Annotated in this window: 21 protein-coding genes and 1 pseudogene; 13 read left to right on the forward strand and 9 right to left on the reverse strand. The window is 65.5% G+C overall.

What is annotated here, in order from left to right:
- The first annotated feature begins 77 nt into the window (after positions 1–77).
- On the forward strand, positions 78–731 hold the full coding sequence (locus AC5RUP_RS06080; RefSeq protein WP_494154037.1) for a GDSL-type esterase/lipase family protein: 654 nt from the start codon (positions 78–80) through the stop codon (positions 729–731).
- Between the two features lies 1 nt (position 732).
- Here the strand turns inward: AC5RUP_RS06080 and AC5RUP_RS06085 are convergent, their stop codons facing one another.
- Entirely contained in the window at positions 733–2,169 is a 1,437-nt protein-coding gene (locus AC5RUP_RS06085) for an amino acid permease (RefSeq protein WP_494154036.1), read from the reverse strand.
- Positions 2,170–2,413: 244 nt separating this feature from the next.
- Between AC5RUP_RS06085 and AC5RUP_RS06090 the strand changes: the two genes are divergently transcribed.
- From AC5RUP_RS06090 to AC5RUP_RS06110, 5 genes are all read left to right on the forward strand, one after another.
- On the forward strand, positions 2,414–2,746 hold the full coding sequence (locus AC5RUP_RS06090; RefSeq protein ID WP_493977146.1) for an ArsR/SmtB family transcription factor: 333 nt from the start codon (positions 2,414–2,416) through the stop codon (positions 2,744–2,746).
- A 24-nt stretch (positions 2,747–2,770) separates the two neighbouring features.
- On the forward strand, positions 2,771–3,268 hold the full coding sequence (locus tag AC5RUP_RS06095) for an SRPBCC family protein (RefSeq protein ID WP_494154035.1): 498 nt from the start codon (positions 2,771–2,773) through the stop codon (positions 3,266–3,268).
- 32 nt (positions 3,269–3,300) lie between these two features.
- Positions 3,301–3,708 carry a VOC family protein gene (locus tag AC5RUP_RS06100; protein WP_494154034.1) on the forward strand — a complete coding sequence of 136 codons (408 nt, stop codon included), beginning with the start codon at positions 3,301–3,303 and terminating at the stop codon, positions 3,706–3,708.
- Between the two features lie 87 nt (positions 3,709–3,795).
- Positions 3,796–4,428, forward strand: coding sequence for a CG0192-related protein (locus AC5RUP_RS06105; RefSeq protein ID WP_494154033.1), 633 nt, complete (start codon positions 3,796–3,798; stop codon positions 4,426–4,428).
- Positions 4,425–5,759, forward strand: coding sequence for a DUF2254 domain-containing protein (locus AC5RUP_RS06110; protein ID WP_494154032.1), 1,335 nt, complete (start codon positions 4,425–4,427; stop codon positions 5,757–5,759). The genes AC5RUP_RS06105 and AC5RUP_RS06110 overlap by 4 nt, the downstream gene beginning before the upstream one ends.
- A gap of 7 nt (positions 5,760–5,766) precedes the next feature.
- On the opposite strand, the gene AC5RUP_RS06115 is transcribed toward AC5RUP_RS06110, so the two are convergent.
- Complete coding sequence (locus AC5RUP_RS06115) at positions 5,767–7,794, reverse strand: vWA domain-containing protein (protein ID WP_494158376.1); 2,028 nt, start codon at positions 7,792–7,794, stop codon at positions 5,767–5,769.
- A 328-nt stretch (positions 7,795–8,122) separates the two neighbouring features.
- Here AC5RUP_RS06115 and cycA point away from each other — a divergent pair, with 328 nt between their 5' ends.
- The 4 genes from cycA to AC5RUP_RS06135 all read left to right on the forward strand — a co-directional run bounded on the left by cycA (position 8,123) and on the right by AC5RUP_RS06135 (position 12,338).
- Complete coding sequence (gene cycA, locus AC5RUP_RS06120) at positions 8,123–9,580, forward strand: D-serine/D-alanine/glycine transporter (protein WP_494158377.1); 1,458 nt, start codon at positions 8,123–8,125, stop codon at positions 9,578–9,580.
- A 133-nt stretch (positions 9,581–9,713) separates the two neighbouring features.
- Positions 9,714–10,667, forward strand: coding sequence for an acyl-CoA thioesterase (locus AC5RUP_RS06125; RefSeq protein WP_494158378.1), 954 nt, complete (start codon positions 9,714–9,716; stop codon positions 10,665–10,667).
- A 182-nt stretch (positions 10,668–10,849) separates the two neighbouring features.
- A complete protein-coding gene (locus AC5RUP_RS06130; protein WP_494132921.1) occupies positions 10,850–11,296 on the forward strand; it encodes a VOC family protein in 447 nt (148 codons plus the stop codon).
- A gap of 19 nt (positions 11,297–11,315) precedes the next feature.
- Positions 11,316–12,338 carry a 1-aminocyclopropane-1-carboxylate deaminase gene (locus AC5RUP_RS06135; protein ID WP_494153334.1) on the forward strand — a complete coding sequence of 341 codons (1,023 nt, stop codon included), beginning with the start codon at positions 11,316–11,318 and terminating at the stop codon, positions 12,336–12,338.
- Between the two features lie 66 nt (positions 12,339–12,404).
- On the opposite strand, the gene AC5RUP_RS06140 is transcribed toward AC5RUP_RS06135, so the two are convergent.
- The 3 genes and pseudogenes from AC5RUP_RS06140 to AC5RUP_RS06150 all read right to left on the reverse strand — a co-directional run bounded on the left by AC5RUP_RS06140 (position 12,405) and on the right by AC5RUP_RS06150 (position 13,871).
- Complete coding sequence (locus AC5RUP_RS06140; RefSeq protein WP_494153335.1) at positions 12,405–12,734, reverse strand: hypothetical protein; 330 nt, start codon at positions 12,732–12,734, stop codon at positions 12,405–12,407.
- A gap of 67 nt (positions 12,735–12,801) precedes the next feature.
- Positions 12,802–13,368 (reverse strand): annotated as a pseudogene (locus AC5RUP_RS06145) (MOSC domain-containing protein).
- Positions 13,365–13,871, reverse strand: coding sequence for a hypothetical protein (locus tag AC5RUP_RS06150; protein WP_494153336.1), 507 nt, complete (start codon positions 13,869–13,871; stop codon positions 13,365–13,367). Before AC5RUP_RS06150 ends, AC5RUP_RS06145 begins: the two are co-directional and overlap by 4 nt.
- A gap of 139 nt (positions 13,872–14,010) precedes the next feature.
- Between AC5RUP_RS06150 and AC5RUP_RS06155 the strand changes: the two genes are divergently transcribed.
- Positions 14,011–14,328 (forward strand): thioredoxin domain-containing protein, encoded by a 318-nt coding sequence (locus AC5RUP_RS06155; protein ID WP_494153337.1) that lies wholly within the window; start codon positions 14,011–14,013, stop codon positions 14,326–14,328.
- Positions 14,329–14,457: 129 nt separating this feature from the next.
- Positions 14,458–14,826, forward strand: coding sequence for a helix-turn-helix domain-containing protein (locus AC5RUP_RS06160; RefSeq protein WP_494153355.1), 369 nt, complete (start codon positions 14,458–14,460; stop codon positions 14,824–14,826).
- 56 nt (positions 14,827–14,882) lie between these two features.
- Here AC5RUP_RS06160 and AC5RUP_RS06165 read toward each other — a convergent pair whose 3' ends face one another.
- The 4 genes from AC5RUP_RS06165 to AC5RUP_RS06180 all read right to left on the reverse strand — a co-directional run bounded on the left by AC5RUP_RS06165 (position 14,883) and on the right by AC5RUP_RS06180 (position 19,449).
- Complete coding sequence (locus tag AC5RUP_RS06165; RefSeq protein WP_494153338.1) at positions 14,883–15,725, reverse strand: endonuclease VII domain-containing protein; 843 nt, start codon at positions 15,723–15,725, stop codon at positions 14,883–14,885.
- Positions 15,726–16,433: 708 nt separating this feature from the next.
- Positions 16,434–17,018: a hypothetical protein gene (locus tag AC5RUP_RS06170; protein WP_494153339.1), complete on the reverse strand. Its 585-nt coding sequence runs from the start codon at positions 17,016–17,018 to the stop codon at positions 16,434–16,436.
- 621 nt (positions 17,019–17,639) lie between these two features.
- Positions 17,640–18,758, reverse strand: coding sequence for a hypothetical protein (locus AC5RUP_RS06175; RefSeq protein ID WP_494158379.1), 1,119 nt, complete (start codon positions 18,756–18,758; stop codon positions 17,640–17,642).
- 307 nt (positions 18,759–19,065) lie between these two features.
- A complete protein-coding gene (locus tag AC5RUP_RS06180; RefSeq protein WP_494153341.1) occupies positions 19,066–19,449 on the reverse strand; it encodes a hypothetical protein in 384 nt (127 codons plus the stop codon).
- Between the two features lie 28 nt (positions 19,450–19,477).
- Here AC5RUP_RS06180 and AC5RUP_RS06185 point away from each other — a divergent pair, with 28 nt between their 5' ends.
- Positions 19,478–19,819 (forward strand): YciI family protein, encoded by a 342-nt coding sequence (locus AC5RUP_RS06185; protein WP_494153342.1) that lies wholly within the window; start codon positions 19,478–19,480, stop codon positions 19,817–19,819.
- Positions 19,820–20,035: the final 216 nt, after the last annotated feature.

The raw sequence follows: 20,035 nt of genomic DNA on the forward strand, positions 1-20,035 counted from the left end.
GATAAGGTGTGCTCACCGGCCCGAGTACCCGCCCGCCGGCCCGAAAAGCCTCACCGACCCCGGTTCAGGAGGGCGACATGGCACCTGACGCATCCGGCAACACCGGCCACGTTGTGCTGCTCGGCGACTCGGTGTTCGACAACGCTGCCTATGTTGCCGGCGGCCCCGACGTCGTGACGCACCTTCGGGGGCGGCTGCCGCGCGGGTGGCAGGCCACGCTCCTGGCCCTCGACGGCGCCGTCATCAGCGGGGTCGCCGGCCAGCTCCGCTCCCTCCCGCGGGACGCCACGCACCTGGTGATCAGCGTCGGCGGGAACGACGCCCTGGGCTTCGCCTACCTGCTCAATGAACCGGCCGTGTGGGCGGCCGAAGCCCTGGCCATGTTCGCCGATGCCCAGGATAAGTTCGGCGCCGGCTATGGCGCGATGCTGGATGCGGTCGCGGCCACCGGACTGCCGACGGCGGCCTGCACCATCTACGACACCCCGCCCTCCGGGCCCGACCAGCGGATCATCCGGTCGGCTGCCGCCCTGTTCAACGACCACATCACCCGGGCCGTCTTCGCCCGGGGGCTGGCGCTGGTGGACCTGAGGCTCATCTGTCCCGAAGACGCCGACTACGCCAACCCGATCGAGCCTTCCGTCCAGGGCGGCCGCAAGATCGCACACGCCATCAGCGCCTACCTGTTCCCCGAGCAGGCCGCGCCCCGCTCCCTGGTCATCGGCGCCTGAGTTACTGCTCCGCCGGCGTCCGCGACTGTTCCGCGGCCACGTCCACGCCGGTCTCGTCCACCAGCTCCGCGCGGCGCCGCCCGGCGCCCTTGACTCCGAAGCGGTAGGCCACGAACAGCAGGGCGATCCACGCGCAGCCCACCAGCAGCGCCACCCGCGTGTCCGGCATGATGCCCAGCAGCACCACGATGAACACCATGAACGCCAGCGCCAGGTAGGACGCCACCGGCCAGAACGGCACCGGGAATTCCGACGCCGGCAGCCCCTTCCGCGCAATCTCCCGCTTCATCGCGATGTGGGAGAGCAGGATCATCAGCCAGACCCAGACGGTGGCGAACGTCGCGATCGACGCAACAATCAGGAACAGCGACTCCGGCAGGAGCGCATTGAGCACGACGCCGGCCAGCAGCACCGCGGCCATCGTCGCCACCGTCATCCACGGCACCCCATGCCGGGAAATCTTCGCGAAGGCCTTCGGCGCATGGCCCTGCTCGGCCAGCCCGTACATCATCCGCCCCGCGCCGAACGTGTCGGAGTTGATGGCGGAAATGGCGGCGGTGATCACCACGGCGTTGAGGATGTGCGCGGCGGCGGGGATGCCCAACATGTCGAAGATCTGCACAAACGGGCTGGTGGAACCGTCAATTCGGTCCCATGGCGAAATCATCATCAGCACGGCCAGGGTGCAGACGTAGAAGAGCAGGATCCGCACCGGCACCGTGTTGATCGCGCCCGGGATCGCCTTCTTCGGGTTCTTTGCCTCGCCCGCTGTGATGCCGATGGTCTCGATTCCGCCGAACGCAAACATCACGATGGAGAAGGAGGCCAGCAGCCCCCAGAACCCGTTGGCGAAGAAGCCGCCGGACCCCAGCATGGTTTCCAGTCCCGGGTTGGCCCCGTCTGGCAGCCCGAACCCGAAGACGATGATCGCGGCGCCGCCGGCAATCATGGCGATGATCGCGGCAACCTTGACCAGCGACAGCCAGAACTCGGTCTCGCCGAACACCTTGACCTTGACCAGGTTCAGGGCGGCGATGAAGAACACGACGGCGAGGATCCAGATCCAGCGCGGCACCTCGGGGAACCAGAAGCCCATGTAGATGCCGAACGCCGTCACGTCCGCGATCGCCACGATGGCCATCTCGAACGCGAACGTCCAGCCGGTGATGAACCCTGCGAACGGCCCCAGGTAGCGGCTGGCGTACTGGCCGAACGACCCGGAAACCGGGTGCCGCACCGCCATCTCGCCCAGCGCCCGCATGACCAGGAAAACCGCGGCCCCGCCGATCGCGTAGGCCAGCAGCACGGCCGGGCCCGCAGCCTGGATCGCGGCGGCCGAGCCGTAGAACAGGCCGGTGCCGATCGCGGAGCCGAGGGCCATGAAACGGATGTGGCGGACAGTCAAGCCACGCGCGAGCGCGGACGCGAATTGCGGCATGGGAAAAACAACCTTGCTGGAGGGAGACGGCCGGCCTGAAAATGTGGCCAATCAATTCTACGCCCCGCCCGCAACCTTCGCGGTCCAAGCCGTCCGCACGCCTGACGCCCCGCCTTATGCCCATGCACCGCAACCGCGGCAGCGGTGATCACCAGGCCGCCACCGGTGATGCTGTGCGCTATTCAACCGTTTTCACACCCAAACCCTTGACCGCCCGCCGCCCCAGGGACTAACCTGCAACCAAATGGTTGTAGATCAAGTCAGTGACCTCGAGTTGGACCGCCTCTTCCAGGCGCTCGCCGACGCTACCCGCCGCGACATCGTCGCCCGGGTGCTCACCGGCGAGTTCTCGGTGTCGGGTCTGGCGGCGGGGTACAAGATGAGTTTCGCCGCGGTACAGAAACACGTCGCGGTCTTGGAACGGGCTTCCCTGGTGGTTAAGGAGAAGCGCGGAAGGGAGCAGATGGTGCGGCCTCATCCTGAAGGGGTGCGAAGAGCGCGTCGCCTGCTCGACGAATACGAGATGCTCTGGCGCCAACGCGTTGACCGGATCCAGGACATTCTCGCCAAGGGATAGCCAAGGGATAGGAAGGACACCGTCATGCCGATCACCGACACCAAGCAGGACCTCGAGGGCCTGAAGTTCACCATCGTGGCCGAGTTCGACGCACCCGTCGAGCGCGTCTGGCAGCTCTGGGAAGACCCGCGCCAGCTGGAACGCTGGTGGGGACCGCCCGAGTGGCCCGCCACCTTCGACAAGCACGAGTTCACTCCCGGCGGCAGGGCCAGTTACTACATGACCGGGCCCGACGGCGAGACGGCCGGCGGCTGGTGGAAATTCACCGCCATCGAGGCCCCGCACCGGCTGGCCTTCGAGGACGGGTTTGCCGACGACGACGGCCAGCCCGCGCCGGACATGGGCACCACCTACGCCACCGTGACGCTGGAATCCATCAACGGCCGCACCCGGATGACCACCGAATCCAGGTTCGAGTCCGCCGAGCAGCTGGAGAAGATGCTCGAGATGGGGATGGTCGAGGGCATGCAGGGAGCCATGGGCCAGATCGACGCCATCCTCGCCGAGCCCGCGTCCGTCTGAGTCCGGGCAGCCCGCGAGCGAAAGGAGCACCCGTGTCACTCGTGCCATCCGGCCAGCCCGCCGTCCTGGCTTTGCCGACGGCGGACCGCCGCACAGCGTTCGAGTTCTACCGGGCACTGGGCCTGGCTGCCGTCGGTGAACCCGCCGACGACGGCATCCCCGAGCCCCTGCAGTTCGAGGTCAACGCGGGCCTGCGGCTGATGTTTGTACCGCACGGGGGCTTCGGCTGGGTCACCGCCAACCGGCCGATGGCTACCGGCGACCAGACGGAATGCCTGCTCGGCCTGCCGGTCGCCTCGCCGGAGGAGGTGGACGCGACCACCGACGCGGCACGGCAGGCTGGGGCGAAAGTCGTCATGGAGCCGGGCCGGCAGCCGTGGGGTTACTCGGCCGTCTTCGCGGACCCCGACAACCACCTCTGGCAGGTCACCGCCTCCTAGTTCCACCGGATCAACGCCGGATGTGGCTCCCGTTAGGGGAGCCGCACCCGGCGTTGATCCTGCGCGTTGCCGTCGTAGGCTACAAACATGGCCATCATTTACGACGCAGTGTTGAATCCCACCAAGCAGGAGCTGCTGGCGGCATGGCTGCCCGAACAGCCGTGGTTCCAACAGCTTGGAGCCAGCGCCGGCGAGCTGGAGCACCTTGGCGCCTTCCGCTTCGACGATCCGGCCGGAGAAGTCGGCATGGAAACCCACCTGGTCCGGGCCGGGACGGGGCCGGTGCTGCACGTCCCGCTGACTTACCGGGGCGCACCGCTGCCGGGAGCCGAACAATTCCTGGCCGAGACCATGGACCACTCCGTGCTCGGCGACCGCTGGATCTACGACGCCTGCGCCGACCCGGTGTACGCCACCGCGCTGGCCACCGTCATCATCCAGGGCGGATCGGGCGCGGAGCAGTTCCGCGACGTGGACGGCAAGCTCGAGCCGTTGTCCGGCGCCCTCCCGGTTCGCGGCAGCGGCGGTCCCGGCGGCATCGTCCCCACCACCACGACGGCGGTGCCCACCACCGAGGGCAGCGTCACCACGATCGACGCCACCCCCCTGACGCTCACCGTATACCGCGCCCCCGGTTCCCAGGAGCGGCCGGCCACCGCCCTGACGCTGACCTGCTCGCTGCCGGGCCAGCCGCCGCTGATCCTCGCTTCCGCCTGGTGAAGCGGGCCCCGGGGCAGGCCTGGGGCCTGCGGCTTGCAGCCTTCCGCTACCGCTTCAAGGAGAGCCTCTTCCTCTTCCCGGCCGTGGTGATGCTGGCCGGCATCGCCCTGGCGATCGGTGCCACCGCCGTCGACAACGCCCTCGGCCACGATGCTGCCGTGCCGCTCACGCTGGCGATGAGCAGCAACGCCGCCACCTGGTTGCTGTCCACCGTCGCCGGCGCGATGATCACCACGGTCGGCGTCGTCTTCTCGCTCACCGTGGTCAGCCTGCAGTTGGCCAGCGATCAGTTCTCACCCCGCGTCATGCGCTCGTTCATCCGGGACCGGCTGAGCCAGGCGGTGATCGGCCTGCTGGTTGCCACGTTCTTTTACTGCGTCCTCATCCTGCCGAGCCTGAGCGGGGAACCCACCGAGCCTGCGCCGCGCGTATCCCTGACGATCGCCGTCGTCCTCACGCTGGTGACGGTGGTGGGGATCATCGTCCACCTGGACCATCTCGCCCGGGGCCTGCAGGTGGGCAACGTCGCACGGGTCATCGCGGTCGAGGGCCGAGCCGTCGTTGCCGCCCTCGATCGGGTGCCCGCCGGCCTGCAGCGCGTGGACCCCGCAGACTTCCCTGTCCCCGAGGATGCCGCCGTCGTCCCCAGCCAGGCCAGCGGATGGGTCAGCCAGGTGGACAGCGGCCAGCTTCTGGCAGCAGTCCCCGCCGGTACGACGGTGCGGATGGAGACCCGCGTGGGGGCCTACATCCACGCCGGCGAGCCGCTGGTCACGGTGTGGCCGGCTCCGCCGGAGCACAGCCGGGAAAGGCTGGCCGGTGCGATTGAAGTGGCCGCCGCGCGGGCCATGCTGCAGGACGTCGACTTCGCCATCCGGCAGCTCGTTGACATCGGCCTGCGGGCGTTGAGCCCGGCCGTCAACGACCCCACGACCGCCGTGGAGGTCATCCTGCGGCTGGGCAGCCTCCTGCGGGCGGTCCTGACCGCCCCGCTTGCTCCTGAGGCGCTGAGGGACGGAGCAGGCCGGGTCCTTGTGCAGCCGTGGAACCTGGACCACCGCGAATACATCAACCATGCCTTCGACCAGCTCCGCCAGACCTGCCTGAACCAGCCGGAGGTGGTCGCCGCGCTGCTTCGGGTCCTGCGCATGCTCACCGCGCACGTCCGTGCCGAGGGCCACGCCGAACACGCGCCGGCCCTGGACCGGCAGATGAAGTTACTCCTCGAGGCCCTGCGGGACCAGCCCGGGCTGCATCCCGAGGACCTCCGGCGCCTCGAGGCGCTTTCTTCCGACGAGACGGACCCCGCCGACCACAGCCACAGCCGGTAGCCCGGCGTTACTTCACGCCGCGATTCCTGCGGAGCACGACGGCGGTGGCGGCGCCGGCGGCGAGGACCAGGGCCGCGCCGATGCCCCAGGCGAGGGCCGGGACCGAAGCCGGGCCTTCGCCGTCGTCCGCCACCGCAACGACGGTTGCCGTCCCCGCCTGGTGGTCCGCCGGTTCTGCCACCGCTGATTCGGTGGCCGCGGCCCAAGCGCCGGGCCCGGCCGTGCCGGGGCCGGGCTCGACGTCGCCCACCAGATCCAGGGTGAGCGTGTACGGGATCTCCGTTTCCTTGGCGTCCTCGAAGTACAGCGGGTCCACGGCCACCTGGAGGTAGTAGTCACCGGCAAGGTAGAGGGTGCGGACGTCGTGCGTGCCCTCGGCGGCGTTGCGGTAGCGCACCGGCGAGGCGAAGTTCGCGGCGACGGTGGTCCCAAGATCGGCCATGGAGGTCATGCCATAGGCGCCGGTGGAGGTGCCGTCGGTGATGGTCACCGGCTGGCGCAGCGGATTGGCAACGCCCACCTGCAGGTAGGACGGATTGTAAATGTCCCTCTCGTAGTCGCCGAGTTGTGCGACGGCGCGCAGCTGCTGCCCGTAGTCCACCGGCACCTTGTAGAAGTGCACCTCGCCGGGGATGAGGGTGGCCGTGTAGCTGCCCGCTGCCAGCTCGGGAGCGGAATTGAAGCTGTTGCCCGGAGTGGTCTCCTGCGGCTTGGTGCCCGGTTTCAGCAGGTCGAGCGTGGTCACCGAGTCGTAGGCTTCGGGCAGGCCGGCGGTGTCGGCCTCTGGCTCGGTCAGGAAGAGCAGCTCCATGGGCAACGCGTCGTCCCGCCAGCCCGGACCGCTGCGGGTCACGCTGACCACCAGGTCGCCGCCGTCGGCGGACTCCAGGCACTCCTTGTCGCCGCTGCCCATGGCCGGCGTGGACAGCACCGCGGTGACCGGGCCGTCGGAGAGCCGGGCCTCGTCGCGGGCTTCTCGGACCGGGGTCAGGCATTCCTGCCCGTCCGGGCCGAGCACCTCCAGCTCAAGGCTGCTGTAAGTCGACATGCTGCCGGCCTTGATCGGCATCACCAGGGAGGCGCTGACGTGCAGGCGCTCGCCGTCATCCAAGTGCACCTTATAGAACTTGCGCGTGCCGCCGTCGTAAGTTCTCTTGCTGCCGGTGGCGAAGGTGTCCAGATACTGGCCGGCGGACACGTCCGCCGCGCCGGCCGCACTCTTCCCGCCGGTCACCGGGATGCCGGCGAAGTCGTAGGGATTCAGGGCGCGCACGGTCTTGATCACCATCTGCTCGCGCAACGTGTCCGCGTTGTCCGCATCGGCGTAGGTGCCGCCGGAGGCCTTAGCGATGCATTCGAGTTCCTTGCGCGCCTGCGCGTCCACCTTGAACCCGATGGTGTGCATGGCCAGGTCCACGCCGTCCTTGGCCAGATCCTTCGCCACCTCACAGGGCGGCGGCGGCGAGCAGGTGTCGATGCCGTCGGATACCAGCACGATGCTGCGGGGCCCCTCGTCGGGAAGTTCCGCGGCGGCCCGGCGCAGCGCCTCGCCCACCGGGGTGTAGCCGGCGGCCTTAATCGAGTCGATCTGATCCAGAAGTTCTCCGGGATCTGCGGTGCCCAGTTTGGACAGCACGCTCACGTCCTTGCAGCCCTCGGCGCGGGCTTCCGGGGAGCTGTCCGTGTTGGTGCCGTAGACCATGAGGCCCAGCTGCGATCCCGCCGGCAGGGTCTCCACCAGTTCCGAGGCGGCGGCCTTGGCGGCGTCCATCCGCAGCGTGCCCCTGGCGTCGGCGTCGGGATTGAGCATGGAGCCGGAAGCGTCCAGGATCAGCATCACCGGCACGGCCTCCTCAGATCCTGCGGAGGGAGCCTGCGGGACGGACACCTGCCAAGCCGGCACCTGCTGCGGCACCTGCGAAGCTGGCGTCTGCGGGACGGGCACCTGCGAAGCCGGCACCTGCTGCGGCAGGAACATGGCCAGCGCGGCAACCACTCCCAGCGCGCCCTTCAAGACCCCGACGCTCGCACTCATAATCGACACCGACTCTTTCGATGAAACGTTATTTCGTCCCGACTATATCCGGCAGAGCGCGGCCCACCGGCCGGCAGGCGGAAAGCCGGCCATTGTTCACCGCGCGTTTCCACGCGGGCCAGCCGGGACGATGTTCCCGATTGTTCTCGATTTGACCCACGCGAGCCGCGGCGGATAAGTTTTCGTGGCGTAGGTCACCCAGTCGGCCCCTCCGGGCTGAGCGGCGGGGGGCCTGCTATCGGTCTGGCCGGATGGGCGATGGAGCCTGCGTCGGACCGGTTTGAGCGGAACCTCCCGCAGCTACACAGTCCCACCCGTAAGGAACATAGTGAGCGCCACCAGCACCGAACCGCACCTCCAGCGGTCGTTATCCAACCGCCACATCCAGTTGATCGCCATCGGCGGTGCGATCGGCACCGGGCTTTTCATGGGCTCGGGCAAGACGATTTCCGTCGCCGGCCCGTCGGTCATCTTCGTCTACATGATCATCGGCTTCATGCTCTTCTTCGTCATGCGGGCGATGGGTGAGCTGCTGCTGAGCAACACCGAGTACAAGAACTTCGGCGACTTTGCCGGCGACATCCTGGGACCGTGGGCGGCGTTCTTCACCGGCTGGACGTATTGGTTCTGCTGGGTGGTCACCGGCATCGCCGACGTCGTCGCGATCGCCCATTATGTGGCGTTCTGGTGGCCGGACCTGCCGCTGTGGATCCCGGCGCTCGCCTGCATCCTGCTTCTGCTCGCGCTGAACCTGCCTACCGTGCGGGCCTTCGGGGAGACCGAATTCTGGTTCGCGCTGATCAAGATCATCGCCATCGTGGCCCTGATCGTCGTCGGGCTGGTCATGATCATCACTAACTTCGAGCACGACGGCGTCCGCGCCTCCTTCGGGAACCTGTGGGAGCACGGCGGAATGTTCCCCACCGGCTTCATGGGCTTCGTGGCCGGGTTCCAGATCGCCGTGTTCGCGTTCGTCGGAATCGAGCTGGTCGGCACCACCGCCGCCGAGACCAAGGACCCGGAAAAGAACCTGCCGCGGGCGGTGAACTCCATCCCGATCCGCATCCTGATTTTCTACGTAGGCGCCCTGATCATCCTGATGGCCGTCCAGCCGTGGACCGGGTTTAACGCCGACGAATCCCCCTTCGTGGGTATGTTCGCGCTCGCCGGCCTCGTCGGCGCGGCCGGCGTCGTGAACTTCGTGGTCCTGACCTCGGCGACGTCGTCGGCGAACTCGGGGATCTACTCGACGTCGCGCATGATCTACGGTCTCTCGCTGGAGGGCGATGCCCCGAAGCGCTTCGGCAAGCTCTCGAGCCGGGGTGTGCCGCGCAGCGCGCTGCTGTTCTCCTGCATGTTCCTGCTCGCCGGCGTGGTCCTGCTCTATGCGGAGGGCAGCGTTTCCGAGGCGTTCACCATGGTCACCACGGTCTCGGCGCTCTGCTTCATGTTCGTCTGGACCATCATCCTGGTCAGCTACATCGTGTACCGCCGCCGCCGGCCGCAGCTGCACGAGGCCAGCAAGTTCAAGATGCCGGGCGGTTCGTTCATGCCCTACGTGGTCATGGCCTTCTTCGCCTTCATCCTCTGGGCGCTGACCACCCAGCCGGACACGCTGGCTGCCCTGCTGTTCACCCCGGTCTGGTTCGTCGCGCTCGGCGTCGGCTACCTGCTGCTGCGCCGCAACCCGGAGCACACCGCCATCCGTGCCGCCCACGACGCCAAGGTCGCCGAGGAAAAGGCGGCCCTCGGCGGGCGCGAGGACGCCCTGGCCGGCCGCCGCTAGCGGAGCCCGCCGCCGGTTACACCGAAACGTCCGCTCCCCGGGATCTCCGGGGAGCGGACGTTTTCCGTTGTGTTTCCTCTCCGCAGCCAGCCCCGCCCGTCCGGCCCGCCACCGCGCGACTACGATGGGCGCCATGGAAGATTCGATCACGCTGCGCTTCCTCGCCGCGCCCACGGATGTTGCGGCCGATGGGACCACCGTGCAGGCCGGGAGGGTCCTCGAGTGGATCGACAAGGCCGGGTACGCGTGCGCCGTCGGGTATTCGGGCGGCTACTGCGTCACCGCGTACGTCGGCAATGTGCACTTCACCCGGCCGATTCACAACGGCGACCTGATCGAGGTCAGCGCCCGCATTGCGCACACCGGCCGTTCCAGCATGCAGGTGGTCGTCACCGTCGACGCCGCCGATGTCCGCGAGCGGCAGTTCCGCCCCGCCATGGACTGCATCCTGGTGTTCGTCGCCATGGACGAGCAGCGGCGGCCCCGGCCCGTTCCGGCGTGGGCGCCGACCGACGAGGCGTCGGAGCGGCTCGCGCGCGGTGTCGCCGGCCGGCTGGAGGCCCGGCGCGAGATCCGTGAGGTGATGAGCGCCGAGGAATACACGGAGGCGGGCACCACGCCCACCGAACGCTTCCGTTTCCTGGCGGCCCCCACCGACGTGAACTGGGGCGGCCACGCCCACGGCGGGATCGTGATGCGCTGGATCGACGAGGTGGCCAGGGCCTGCGCCATGGGCTGGTGCGGCGCCGACGCCGTGGCGGTCTACTCCGGCGGCATCCACTTCCTGAACCCGGTCCACATCGGGGACCTGGTGGAACTCTCGGCACGGATGATCCACACCGGGCCGCACTCCATGCACATCGCCGTCCGCGTTCGGGCCCGCGACCCGCGCGGCGGCGACTGGCGGGACACCACGCAGTGTATGACCATCTTCGTCACCAGGGACGACGCCGGACACGCCGCCAAGGTTCCGCAACTGGTGCTGCGTTCCGACGAAGACCGGCGGTTGGCCGCCCACGCGCAGGACCTGGTCCGGCGGCGCGCGGCACTGCCGCCGCTGGAGTTCGGCGTCGAGCGGACCTACTGACCCGTAGTACGGACCCACTTCCCGGCACAGGGTGCGGGAAACACCCGGAGCACGCCCAGGTTGGACGTTCCACCTCACGGGCAGGGGCAGCCGCGGCCCGCCGACTCTTCCCGCACGCCGTTGAAGGCGCAAGAATGAACGCGGCACGGAACCGCGCCGCATCCACTACGGAAGGCAGACCCATGGCACTGGACCTGAACCCCTACCTGCAGTTCACCGGCAACGCCGCGGAGGCGATCGAGTTCTATCACTCCGTGTTCGGCGGCGAGCTGAGCAAAATGACCTACGCCGAGGGAATGGGCGACGAGAGCCCCGAGACCGGCGGGAAAATCATGCACTCGTCCGTGACCGTGGACCGCGGCTTCCTGCTGATGGCGTCGGACGTGCCGCCCGAGATGCAGGCCTCCCCGAACGGCTACATCTGTGTCAGCTCCAGCGGCGAAGACCCGGGCGAGGACGACAAGCTGCGCAGCTACTGGGAGGGCCTGAGCGACGGAGCCACCGTCAACCAGCCGCTTGAAAAGGCCCCGTGGGGCGACTACTTCGGGCAGCTCACGGACAAGTTCGGTGTGAACTGGATGGTCAACATTACCGCCCCGGAAAACGCCGGCTCGGCGCAGCAGCCGTAACCCGGCCGAACGAGGACCCATGGCCATCACGGAGTTCGACCGCTACCCGCTCACCTTCGGCCCCAGCCCGGTCCACCATCTGCCCCGCCTCAGCAAGCATTTGGGCGGCGCGCAGCTCTGGGCCAAGCGGGAGGACGTGAATTCCGGCCTGGCCTACGGCGGCAACAAGACCCGCAAGCTCGAGTACATCGTCCCGGACATCCTCGCGGAGGGCGCGGACACCATCGTGTCCATCGGCGGCTTCCAGTCCAACCACACCCGGCAGGTGGCAGCGGTGGCCGCGACCCTCGGCCTCAAGGCGCTGCTGGTGCAGGAGAACTGGGTCGACTGGCCGGACCCGCTCACCGACCGCGTCGGCAACATCCTGCTCTCCCGGCTGATGGGGGCGGACGTGCGGCTCGACCCGGCCGGCTTCGACATCGGCATCCGCGACTCTTGGCAGAACGCCATCGCCGAGGTCGAGGCGGCCGGCGGCAAGCCCTACGCCATCCCGGCCGGCGCCTCCGAGCACAAGTTGGGCGGGCTGGGCTTCGCCAACTGGGCCTACGAGGTGCAGCAGCAGGAGAAGGAGCTCGGCGTCTTCTTCGACACCATCGTGGTCTGCACCGTCACGGGCTCCACGCACGCCGGCATGGTCGCCGGGTTCGCCGCCCTGCAGGACGCCGGCGGCCGGGCGCGCCGCGTGCTCGGCATCGACGCCTCCGCCACCCTGTCCAAGACCCGCGACCAGGTCGGCCGCATCGCTCGCAACACGGCGCAGCTGATCGGGCTCGAGCGGGAACTGCACGACGACGAGATCACGGTGCTCGAGGGCTGGGCCGGCGACCTCTACGGCATCCCGGTCGAATCCACCTTGGAGGCCATGCGGCTGAGCGCCTCGCTCGAGGCCATGATCACCGACCCGGTCTACGAAGGAAAATCCATGGCCGCCCTGATCGACCTGGTCAGCAGCAAGCAGATCCCGGCCGAGAGCACCGTGCTCTACGCCCACCTCGGCGGCCAGCCGGCCCTCAACGCCTACAGCGGCCTGTTCCGGAGCTAGGAAACAACGACGGCGGCGCTTGGCTGAGCGCCGCCGTTCAGTGGGTCCCGGGCTGGCGGCGGATCGTTAGCGCGCCAGCTGGATCACGCTGGTGTACAGAATGGTCACGGCAAGCGCAGCGAGCACCTGCCACAACACAACGGCTTTCCGAACGGCGGGCCTCCGGTGTACCTCGTGCTGGTACTCGACGGCATCGAGGGCCAAGCCGATGAGGATGGCACCGCCGAGGTTCATCCAAAACCCGTTCCCCGCCATATTGAAAAGGGTGATGAACAGAAAAATAAAGCCAATCCCGAGCAGATCGCGGAAGACTTTGCCGCCGCTGGCGAACTTCCACTCCAAGTAGCTTTTCGGCTTTTGCCGCGTTTCTGGCGCGGTTTGATCGTGGGTTGTCATGCATTTCCTCCGGGCTTGTCTGCCGCCATTCTGCCATGAGGGCGGAGTACGGCTGCGCACGCAATAGTCAGGGCAGCCGGCCGGGCCGAGGTCGCACCGCTGCACCCGCTTCTTCAGGTTGGAGCGGTACCGGGCTGAGGAGCAGCGCCAGGCCGCGATGGAGAACGCCATCCGAGATCGGCTGGCAGCGCAGTCCTCCGCGTCCGCGCATGGCGGCGTGCGCACCGGGCGCGAACATCCGGTCCATCCAGAGGCAGGGGTGGGCGTGCCCGCCGCCCCGGAAGCGTACTTGTGCACCGCGCGATTCAACCGAGAACTCCTCGCCGATCAAGGGCGCCAGCTGGGCTCCCCGAAGCACCACGTTGCGCCGCGCTAAGAGCGGGTCAAACGGAGGAACGTCCAACTCTTCGGCGATGGATTTCAACGACTCGATGGCCATGAACGTCACCGCAGCGTCCATGTGCGCCGCCTTGCCGTAGAACCTGTCGCCCACAATGCCCTTGCCAGCCACTACTTCCACCCGGTCGAGATCGGCGGTAGGCACCTACGCCGCGCCATCCTTGGCCCGGCCAAAGTAGGCGTGGCCCGGCGACACCAACAGATGCAGGATCTCGATGGGGTACGTGAAGGTCATGTTTGGGCCAGTTCCACGATCCACTCAGGCGTCTGCTCACCCAGCTTCCTGTCGGTCACAGTGCGGAGCTTGGCGGCTTGGATCCTGATGCTGTCCTGCGACGAAAGTTCAATGTGGCTAAGGGGCGGCGGCGTGGACTCGACGTCCTCAAGTGCGGTGACCTTTTGAGTCAGACTATCGTTGGAGGCGACCCGCAGAATCCGCGCTTCTTCTTCGCCGGCCAGAGTGCTTTCGGCGAGGAGAGCCAACACCCCCAATCCGAGCACTCGTCGGTCCATGCTGGAGGACATCGACGCATCCAGCGCCCATTCGGCCCGCTCCCACCACTGCGCTCGGCGGTTGGCTTCGGCCTGGACTTGCAAGCTGCGCCAACCGATGAAGGCGGCGATGAGCGCGGCAACGAGGATGGCTAATGGGCCGAGCGAGGCGAGAACGTCCCACGCATTCGGGGCATCGTTTCGGACCACAACCTCGAGCGGATCGGGAACCGTCTGGGCGACCATGGCTCCAACTTAGGGCATTCTTCAGCCAGCATGCTGCGCGCCACGGCTAGAGCCCACGCATGACTCGCCGGTCGGCTGTGACAGAGTCCGGCAGCATAAGGACAGTGGACACAAGCCAAATAGCTGGGATGATCAGGCCATGAGTAAGTCACCCACGATCATCCCTTCAGATTTGGCCCGCGCGGCGCGTGCCTTGACGCAGGTTTCGGCCAAGGTGATCGGCAAGGCAGCCGGTCTGGACAAGAAACAGGTGCGGGAATTCGAAAAGGGCAACCAAGCGCTGACTCCGGAACAAAACTGGCAACTTCGCCGCGCTCTGGAACAGTTCGGCGTCGTCTTCATCGCGGACGACGACCACGGTGGCTATGGCGTACGCCGCAAGTTCAACGCCTCCAAGGTCAAGCGCCTCGAGACCTGGGAAGACGAAGGCGGCCCTGCCTACGAGGACGACATCTAGGGCACTCCTGCTCTGCCCTGCCCGCGTTCAAACTTTTGTCTACCGGCCGCCGCAGAGTCAGATCCTCCGGCTCGCCTAGAGTTGGATCGTCGTGACAGTAGTGCTGAACTGGAGTTTAATTGCGGAGCGATGATTGGCGCAGTATTCTGGCCCGGGTGGTGGGAACCCTGCGCTCGTTTGGAGGGCAATGAGGATCTCAGCGCCAGCGAGATCAGCCGCATGGCAGGGCTGCCTATGTCCACTTGCCACCGGATACTCGCAGCATTGGTGGAACAAGGACGCTTGGATAAGGGTGCCGAGGGGCGCTACCACGTGGGGCTAGTCCTGTGGGGAGTCGGCTCTCATGCGCCCCGTTCCGTCGGCGTGCAGCGCTTGGCGCTACCCTTCATGCGCGACCTTTCCGAAATTACGCATTCGCTCCGCACACCCATTATGACTGCGTGTCCACCAGAATCCCGGAGCAGTCCGCACAATCGGACGGTGCAATATCTGACATGACTCGGCCCTATGCCTGGGTGAGGCCCCAAGTCTTGTGCCTATGGTAGGCCTAGGAATCACCCGGGAAGCTCCCGTCTTGACTCAAGGTATGTCAAGATATGCGGGACGCCTGCAGTCAAGTACACCCGGGCCGCTTCCAACCGTTCCGGTTTGTGGTCGAACAGACCAAGAGCAAGGTTGCAGGCGCCACAGATGAGCCCGCGGATGCAGCTGCCGCACGTCTTGTACTTGTCTTCACAGCAGTCGTGGTCATGGTCCACGCTCAGTGCTTCACGGCCCCAGCCTGGCGGGCGCTTACATATCCAGCAGACTCCACCCTGGGCAGCGAATATGGCATCATACTGCTCCCGACTGACACCGAACTTTCGTTCGCGGGCAGCATCGCCTTCGCATCGCAGGCAACGGCTCGCAAGGCCATCCGCCGAATTGTCGTTCTTACCGTACTCCTTCTCGGGCAACCACTGGCCACAACTGGTGCACCGTTTGTTGCCACGGTCGTCCCGATCCAAGGACCCGAACCTGTAGCGGGGGACAATCACCTTCATCCCGCCGGGGTTGTTGTACTGGAGAGCATGAGCTTTGCAGAGGGGCACAGGCTCATCCTGGTAGATGTCCTTGCGACCGCACTGCGCGTCGTCGGGCCCGGGGCCTTCGCATCTTGTGCCGTCGGCGGACTTTCGCTTGATCGGACTCAGCTCGCCGCGGTAGTACTGGTTGTAGTGAGTGCCACAAAACCGAGATCCCGCGGTTTTCGCCTTGCGGCCACAGCCGTAGTCGAGCGCAGCGCAGTCGTTCCATTCGCCATCCCGCGGTGGGAGCTGCCACATCCACTCGTCGCTGACGTACTGCCTTGCGTGGCCCTGGCAAAGGGGTCCCGGATCAAGGTCGAGCTGCGTCACCAGTCGGTCGCATGGGTTCCCGTCGCGGCCGGGGCCCTCGCAGGTCCGGCCCCGACCCCGACCCCAAGGTTGAATGGGCTTGAGCTCTTTTCCCCTGTTGATCTGGAGGGCATGCGAGTTGCAATACTTGCCGCCCTTGCTCCGAGTTCGCCGGCCGCACGTGAAGTTGGGCAAGGCGCTACACAGGTTCCAACCTTCGGCATCCTTCTTTGTCTCCACATGGGAACTGTATGACATACGACTGTCAGTTTGGGCCTCACGTCCCGCGGTCCGGGTCCGGGAGCGCCTCGCGGTGAGGAGCGGTCCGCAGAATGTCCGCGTGATATCTGCCTACCCCGACGGAGAATCTATGTGGCGATCAAATCAGGCAACCTGGCCATAATCGGAACTGAAGATCGTACGGCGGGTTACTGCTTCATCGCCGCCAGCGCACCGGACGCGCATAACCTCGGTGCACCGGGGCTTGAACTCTCCGCTAGCGCGGCATCGAACAGGATATCCGCGGCGACGTTGAGATCACGGTGCAGCCACGCGCCACGTTTAAGCACTCCCATTCTCAAGTGCCCGCTTGCCTTTTTAAGTGTTCTAAACTGCCTCATCCTATTCATCTGACAGGTTCGGCTCGATGTAAAGGACTAGGATCTGGCCTCGGGGCTGTCGGCTTTCCGCTGTTCAAAGCGGAACACTGAAGTGAGACTTTTCCAGCAATTAAAGAAACGTTTCACGGCTTAGAATATAAAGCTCGGCTTCTGCCCACTCCCCAGAGCGAGTAGTTCCACGGAGTTCGCCGGCCTCATTCCTAATCCACCTCTGGTTTGTGCCATCGGTAAACCTGACTTCGCGGCGACCTGGCTCGAGTGGAGCATTGATCATCTGCCGTGCCTCGCGGTTGCCCCCGGGCTCGATGACGCGCCAGCCATCAACGATTTGCAGATTGTCCCCATCAGTTGGTCTGGCGTCGTTAGCTAGCATTTCCACGATGGCCACCATGAAAATCGGCTCTTCACTGCCGTTGTGCACCGTGTATCGGCGGTAGGGGCCATAGTTGCCAGGGTCGGTGACCAAAGTGACTTGCGCCGCAAGGCGCCTCTTTCGCTGGGTCGCCTGTTCCTCCTGCTCTCGCCGGAAGTTTGCTCGATCTTGGGCAGCCTGCTGTTGTTCCTTGTCGAGGCGTCGGGAGTCCCGACGAGAGGCAAGCAATGCGAAAAGGACGGCGCTAATCGTGCCAACCGCCGCTAGCCAATCTGGAACGGAGCCCCAGCTCACGCTCGTTAACCACGGGTAGAAGTCCACGGGTACAGCCTATGCGGCCTCGGCATTTGACTAGGCTTCGGCATCAGATTGCTTGTGTGTCGCTCTCGTTTGAGTTGCGTGTAAGCAGTGCAGTCGGCACCATGGTGACCTACTACTTGCCTTACTGCGCCGGTGATCCTATCCACGTTGATGCGGAGGACGTTGCTGCCCCCAAAAGGCAGTCGTCAGCGAAGGGGAGAACACCCCTTCGGGACGCACCGGGTAACGCGCTAGTGGCACAATTCCGGGAGTAGGGTCTGTCTCAACCTGCCAGCTGCTTGATCAGGTCACAGTCCCCCCGGGCCACCTCGTGATGATGGGGGTGCCTCTCCGCAAGTTGCCCGCCCCTGCGCTCAATATGCGCGATATGGGTTTGGCGGTGACATACGCACTTGAAGCGTCTGAAATGGCAGGAGGTCCGCCTCCTTAGAAATGCCCGAGGACGGTCAGGGATATCCTCAAAGATTGTGTTGGTATGTCGGACCGTGGCCGTTTCGAGCCTTGAGGCGGTGAGCATGACAATAGGTCAACGTGACGTAGAAGGGAATCGCTCGGCGGCCGAAATTATGACTGCGGGCTGCGGCACGGAGCACGCAGCGTCCCAAAGCGACGACGGTCCTATTAGTGGCTAATCCATTCACGTAGAGCCGTACTGAGTTCTTCGGCGGTAGAAGTCATCTCCTGATAGAACGCGCTGAATGACATGCCAGGATAGACGGCTTCGACGATGCCATTCATGGGCTGGCTGGCGTCGACGGGAAGATTCAGATCCTTAATTTCGTAGTGCATACAACGGTTGCGAACATTGCGAGGACCTCGGGCAGTTAGGAACCGCTGAATCTGGGTTTGTGACAGGTAATCCCGAATTTTCCCAGTTGCAGACGATTGGGCCGCGTTGTAACGCTGAAGGATCTGCTGGATGCCGCTAAGAGCGTGAAACATGCTTATCGTCCGAGCGCGAAATACGGCATCGGGGTGCGAGCTTTCGGTAATCGGCAAAAGCACATTTGCGACGTTAAGTTCACCCTCAATCATGAGAATCAGCAGTTTAGCTTCGATAGGCAGGGCTGGATCATACCGCTTAGACAGGTATCGGTCCGCGAGATGGTCCGTCGACTCGACTTGTCCTAGGGCGCTGTAGTCGATCGACGGACTAATAGGGCTGGTGTCGCCCGCTGCTTCTGCAAGGAGGGACAGGATGTTGCCTTGTTCCCATGAGACTTCGCCTAGTTGGGGTCCAAGTTCGTCGACACGTTCGCTCGCCAGTTGCCCTAGCCGGAACTGAAGGGGCATGCTTGCACCTAGCAGGCGACCTGCTTCGGTAAAGACCGCGAGATCCGCTTCCAAGAATTGCGCCCACTCCGGTGCATTGCCTGTGAACTCCTGATGGTGCTGGGCATAGTAGTCACTCATTTCGCATTGCAAGTCTTCGAAGGACTTCATGTTGTCGTCTAGGAGCTTGGTCGCGTGGCGGGCACGCGCAATAACATCTGCGTATGAACTAGTCAGCCTGGCGGCGAGGGATGCTACTCCAAGCTGTGGATCGGTTGACCGTATGGCAAGGGCCCCCTCGTAGACAATCCGAGAGCTGTGGCCAAAAAATAGCAGTGAAACCGTCGCGGCAAAGTCTTCGGAGCATTCGTGTGCTGAAAGAAATGCGTCCGCGATCCACCGGGCGTCTTCTGACACCATCTTGCGGGCTACTAGGCCCACTGTGTTTCCACAGTCTTGAATTGTCATGAAGCGGATAATACCGGCGTCGGGGAGCATCGATGGCATCCGCAGTCGCGTGCGCCGTCGGCTGTGGCCCACTATCAGAACCAGCGGCAAAAAATCTCCACTTTCCGAGTCGGGCCGGATGTCTCGTCACGGCGCTCCGGATGGGGGGTTTACACAATGGGAGGTGCGCGCTGTTGTCCCATGCTTTGCTCCGAGGGCCTTGAGCGCCGGGTAATAGGGATGGCGGCTGTTGCCTGCGGGTTGAGCGCCAGACTCACCTCCCCGGACGCCTGCTCTGGGCGCCATGGAGAATGCGCCTGGACCCATGTCACGGTGGCGTGACGACGGCCATCCGCCATTCGCGCGACGTGGCATCCTCAGCCTTCAAATCATTTCTGATGAGGTTGGCCTTTGCTCCGTGCCCGGGAAAGTACCGAGCTTCAGGACGGAACTGATCAAGTCCAAGTCCCGCTGACCGCCCTCCGCGGCTGCGCCACGTCCAGGGTTTGTGCGCAATTCGGGAATTCTCAGAGATGTTGTGTGCATGCTTGCGGATTCCCCACAACAGATGCAACACCCCTCGCTCGTCCGCCAGCGCGGGCCACTGAAGCCAGTGGTCCGGACCGGCCGAGCGAACATTCCAGGCACCGGCATCCGCAGGATGGCCGAGATCCTTGTGCGGTGCGGTGGGTTCGGCGAGGATGCAGGTCATCCCGTACTGCGAAGAAGGAGTCGACGCGATGACAAAGTATCTGATCTCGTTTCCGAGTGCCGCGATGGTCGTCCCCGAAGAAGACCTGCCAGCCGTTTCGGACGCGGCGCACGCGGTGGTGCAGGAGGCGAAGGACGCCGGGGTCTGGGTCTTCGGTGGCGGCATCGATGAGAGCATCCCTCCCGTTATGGTCGACGGCGAAGGGGCCGTGAGCGAGGGCACCTACCCGCAGACGACGCAGCTCGAGGGCGGCTACTCAGTGCTGGAGCTGCCTTCGTATGATGCGGCCTTGGAGTGGGCCGCGAAGATCGCGGTAGCTTGCCGTTGCGCGCAGGAGGTGCGGGCTTTCCACTACGACCCGGCCAGCTAGAACTCGGATGGGTGGCCCTCCTCGCTCGGCTCGCGATCACACCGCTGGTTAGGCTCGAACTTAGAAACGTCGGGTGCGGCCCTCAAGGTAGAGCCGCACCCGACGTTTCGTTTGGCTGTGCTTCCGCAGGGTCCGCCGGTCCGCCCGACCATCGGGCTGCTTGTGGCGAAAGATGCGTGGACCTGGCGGCCCTGCGGAAAGTCTTGGTGCCGGCGG

The sequence above is a fragment of the Arthrobacter sp. Y3223151 genome, assembly GCF_059091125.1.

Coding starts and splice junctions, on each gene's coding strand:
- AC5RUP_RS06135 (WP_494153334.1), top strand. CDS start 11,316: ATGGCCATCACGGAGTTCGACCGCTACCCGCTCACCTTCGGCCCCAGC.
- AC5RUP_RS06105 (WP_494154033.1), top strand. CDS start 3,796: ATGGCCATCATTTACGACGCAGTGTTGAATCCCACCAAGCAGGAGCTG.
- AC5RUP_RS06080 (WP_494154037.1), top strand. CDS start 78: ATGGCACCTGACGCATCCGGCAACACCGGCCACGTTGTGCTGCTCGGC.
- AC5RUP_RS06095 (WP_494154035.1), top strand. CDS start 2,771: ATGCCGATCACCGACACCAAGCAGGACCTCGAGGGCCTGAAGTTCACC.
- AC5RUP_RS06140 (WP_494153335.1), bottom strand. CDS start 12,734: ATGACAACCCACGATCAAACCGCGCCAGAAACGCGGCAAAAGCCGAAA.
- AC5RUP_RS06090 (WP_493977146.1), top strand. CDS start 2,414: ATGGTTGTAGATCAAGTCAGTGACCTCGAGTTGGACCGCCTCTTCCAG.
- AC5RUP_RS06180 (WP_494153341.1), bottom strand. CDS start 19,449: ATGACCTGCATCCTCGCCGAACCCACCGCACCGCACAAGGATCTCGGC.
- AC5RUP_RS06160 (WP_494153355.1), top strand. CDS start 14,458: ATGATTGGCGCAGTATTCTGGCCCGGGTGGTGGGAACCCTGCGCTCGT.
- AC5RUP_RS06155 (WP_494153337.1), top strand. CDS start 14,011: ATGAGTAAGTCACCCACGATCATCCCTTCAGATTTGGCCCGCGCGGCG.
- AC5RUP_RS06150 (WP_494153336.1), bottom strand. CDS start 13,871: ATGGTCGCCCAGACGGTTCCCGATCCGCTCGAGGTTGTGGTCCGAAAC.
- AC5RUP_RS06085 (WP_494154036.1), bottom strand. CDS start 2,169: ATGCCGCAATTCGCGTCCGCGCTCGCGCGTGGCTTGACTGTCCGCCAC.
- AC5RUP_RS06125 (WP_494158378.1), top strand. CDS start 9,714: ATGGAAGATTCGATCACGCTGCGCTTCCTCGCCGCGCCCACGGATGTT.
- AC5RUP_RS06115 (WP_494158376.1), bottom strand. CDS start 7,794: ATGAGTGCGAGCGTCGGGGTCTTGAAGGGCGCGCTGGGAGTGGTTGCC.
- AC5RUP_RS06130 (WP_494132921.1), top strand. CDS start 10,850: ATGGCACTGGACCTGAACCCCTACCTGCAGTTCACCGGCAACGCCGCG.
- AC5RUP_RS06185 (WP_494153342.1), top strand. CDS start 19,478: ATGACAAAGTATCTGATCTCGTTTCCGAGTGCCGCGATGGTCGTCCCC.
- AC5RUP_RS06175 (WP_494158379.1), bottom strand. CDS start 18,758: ATGACAATTCAAGACTGTGGAAACACAGTGGGCCTAGTAGCCCGCAAG.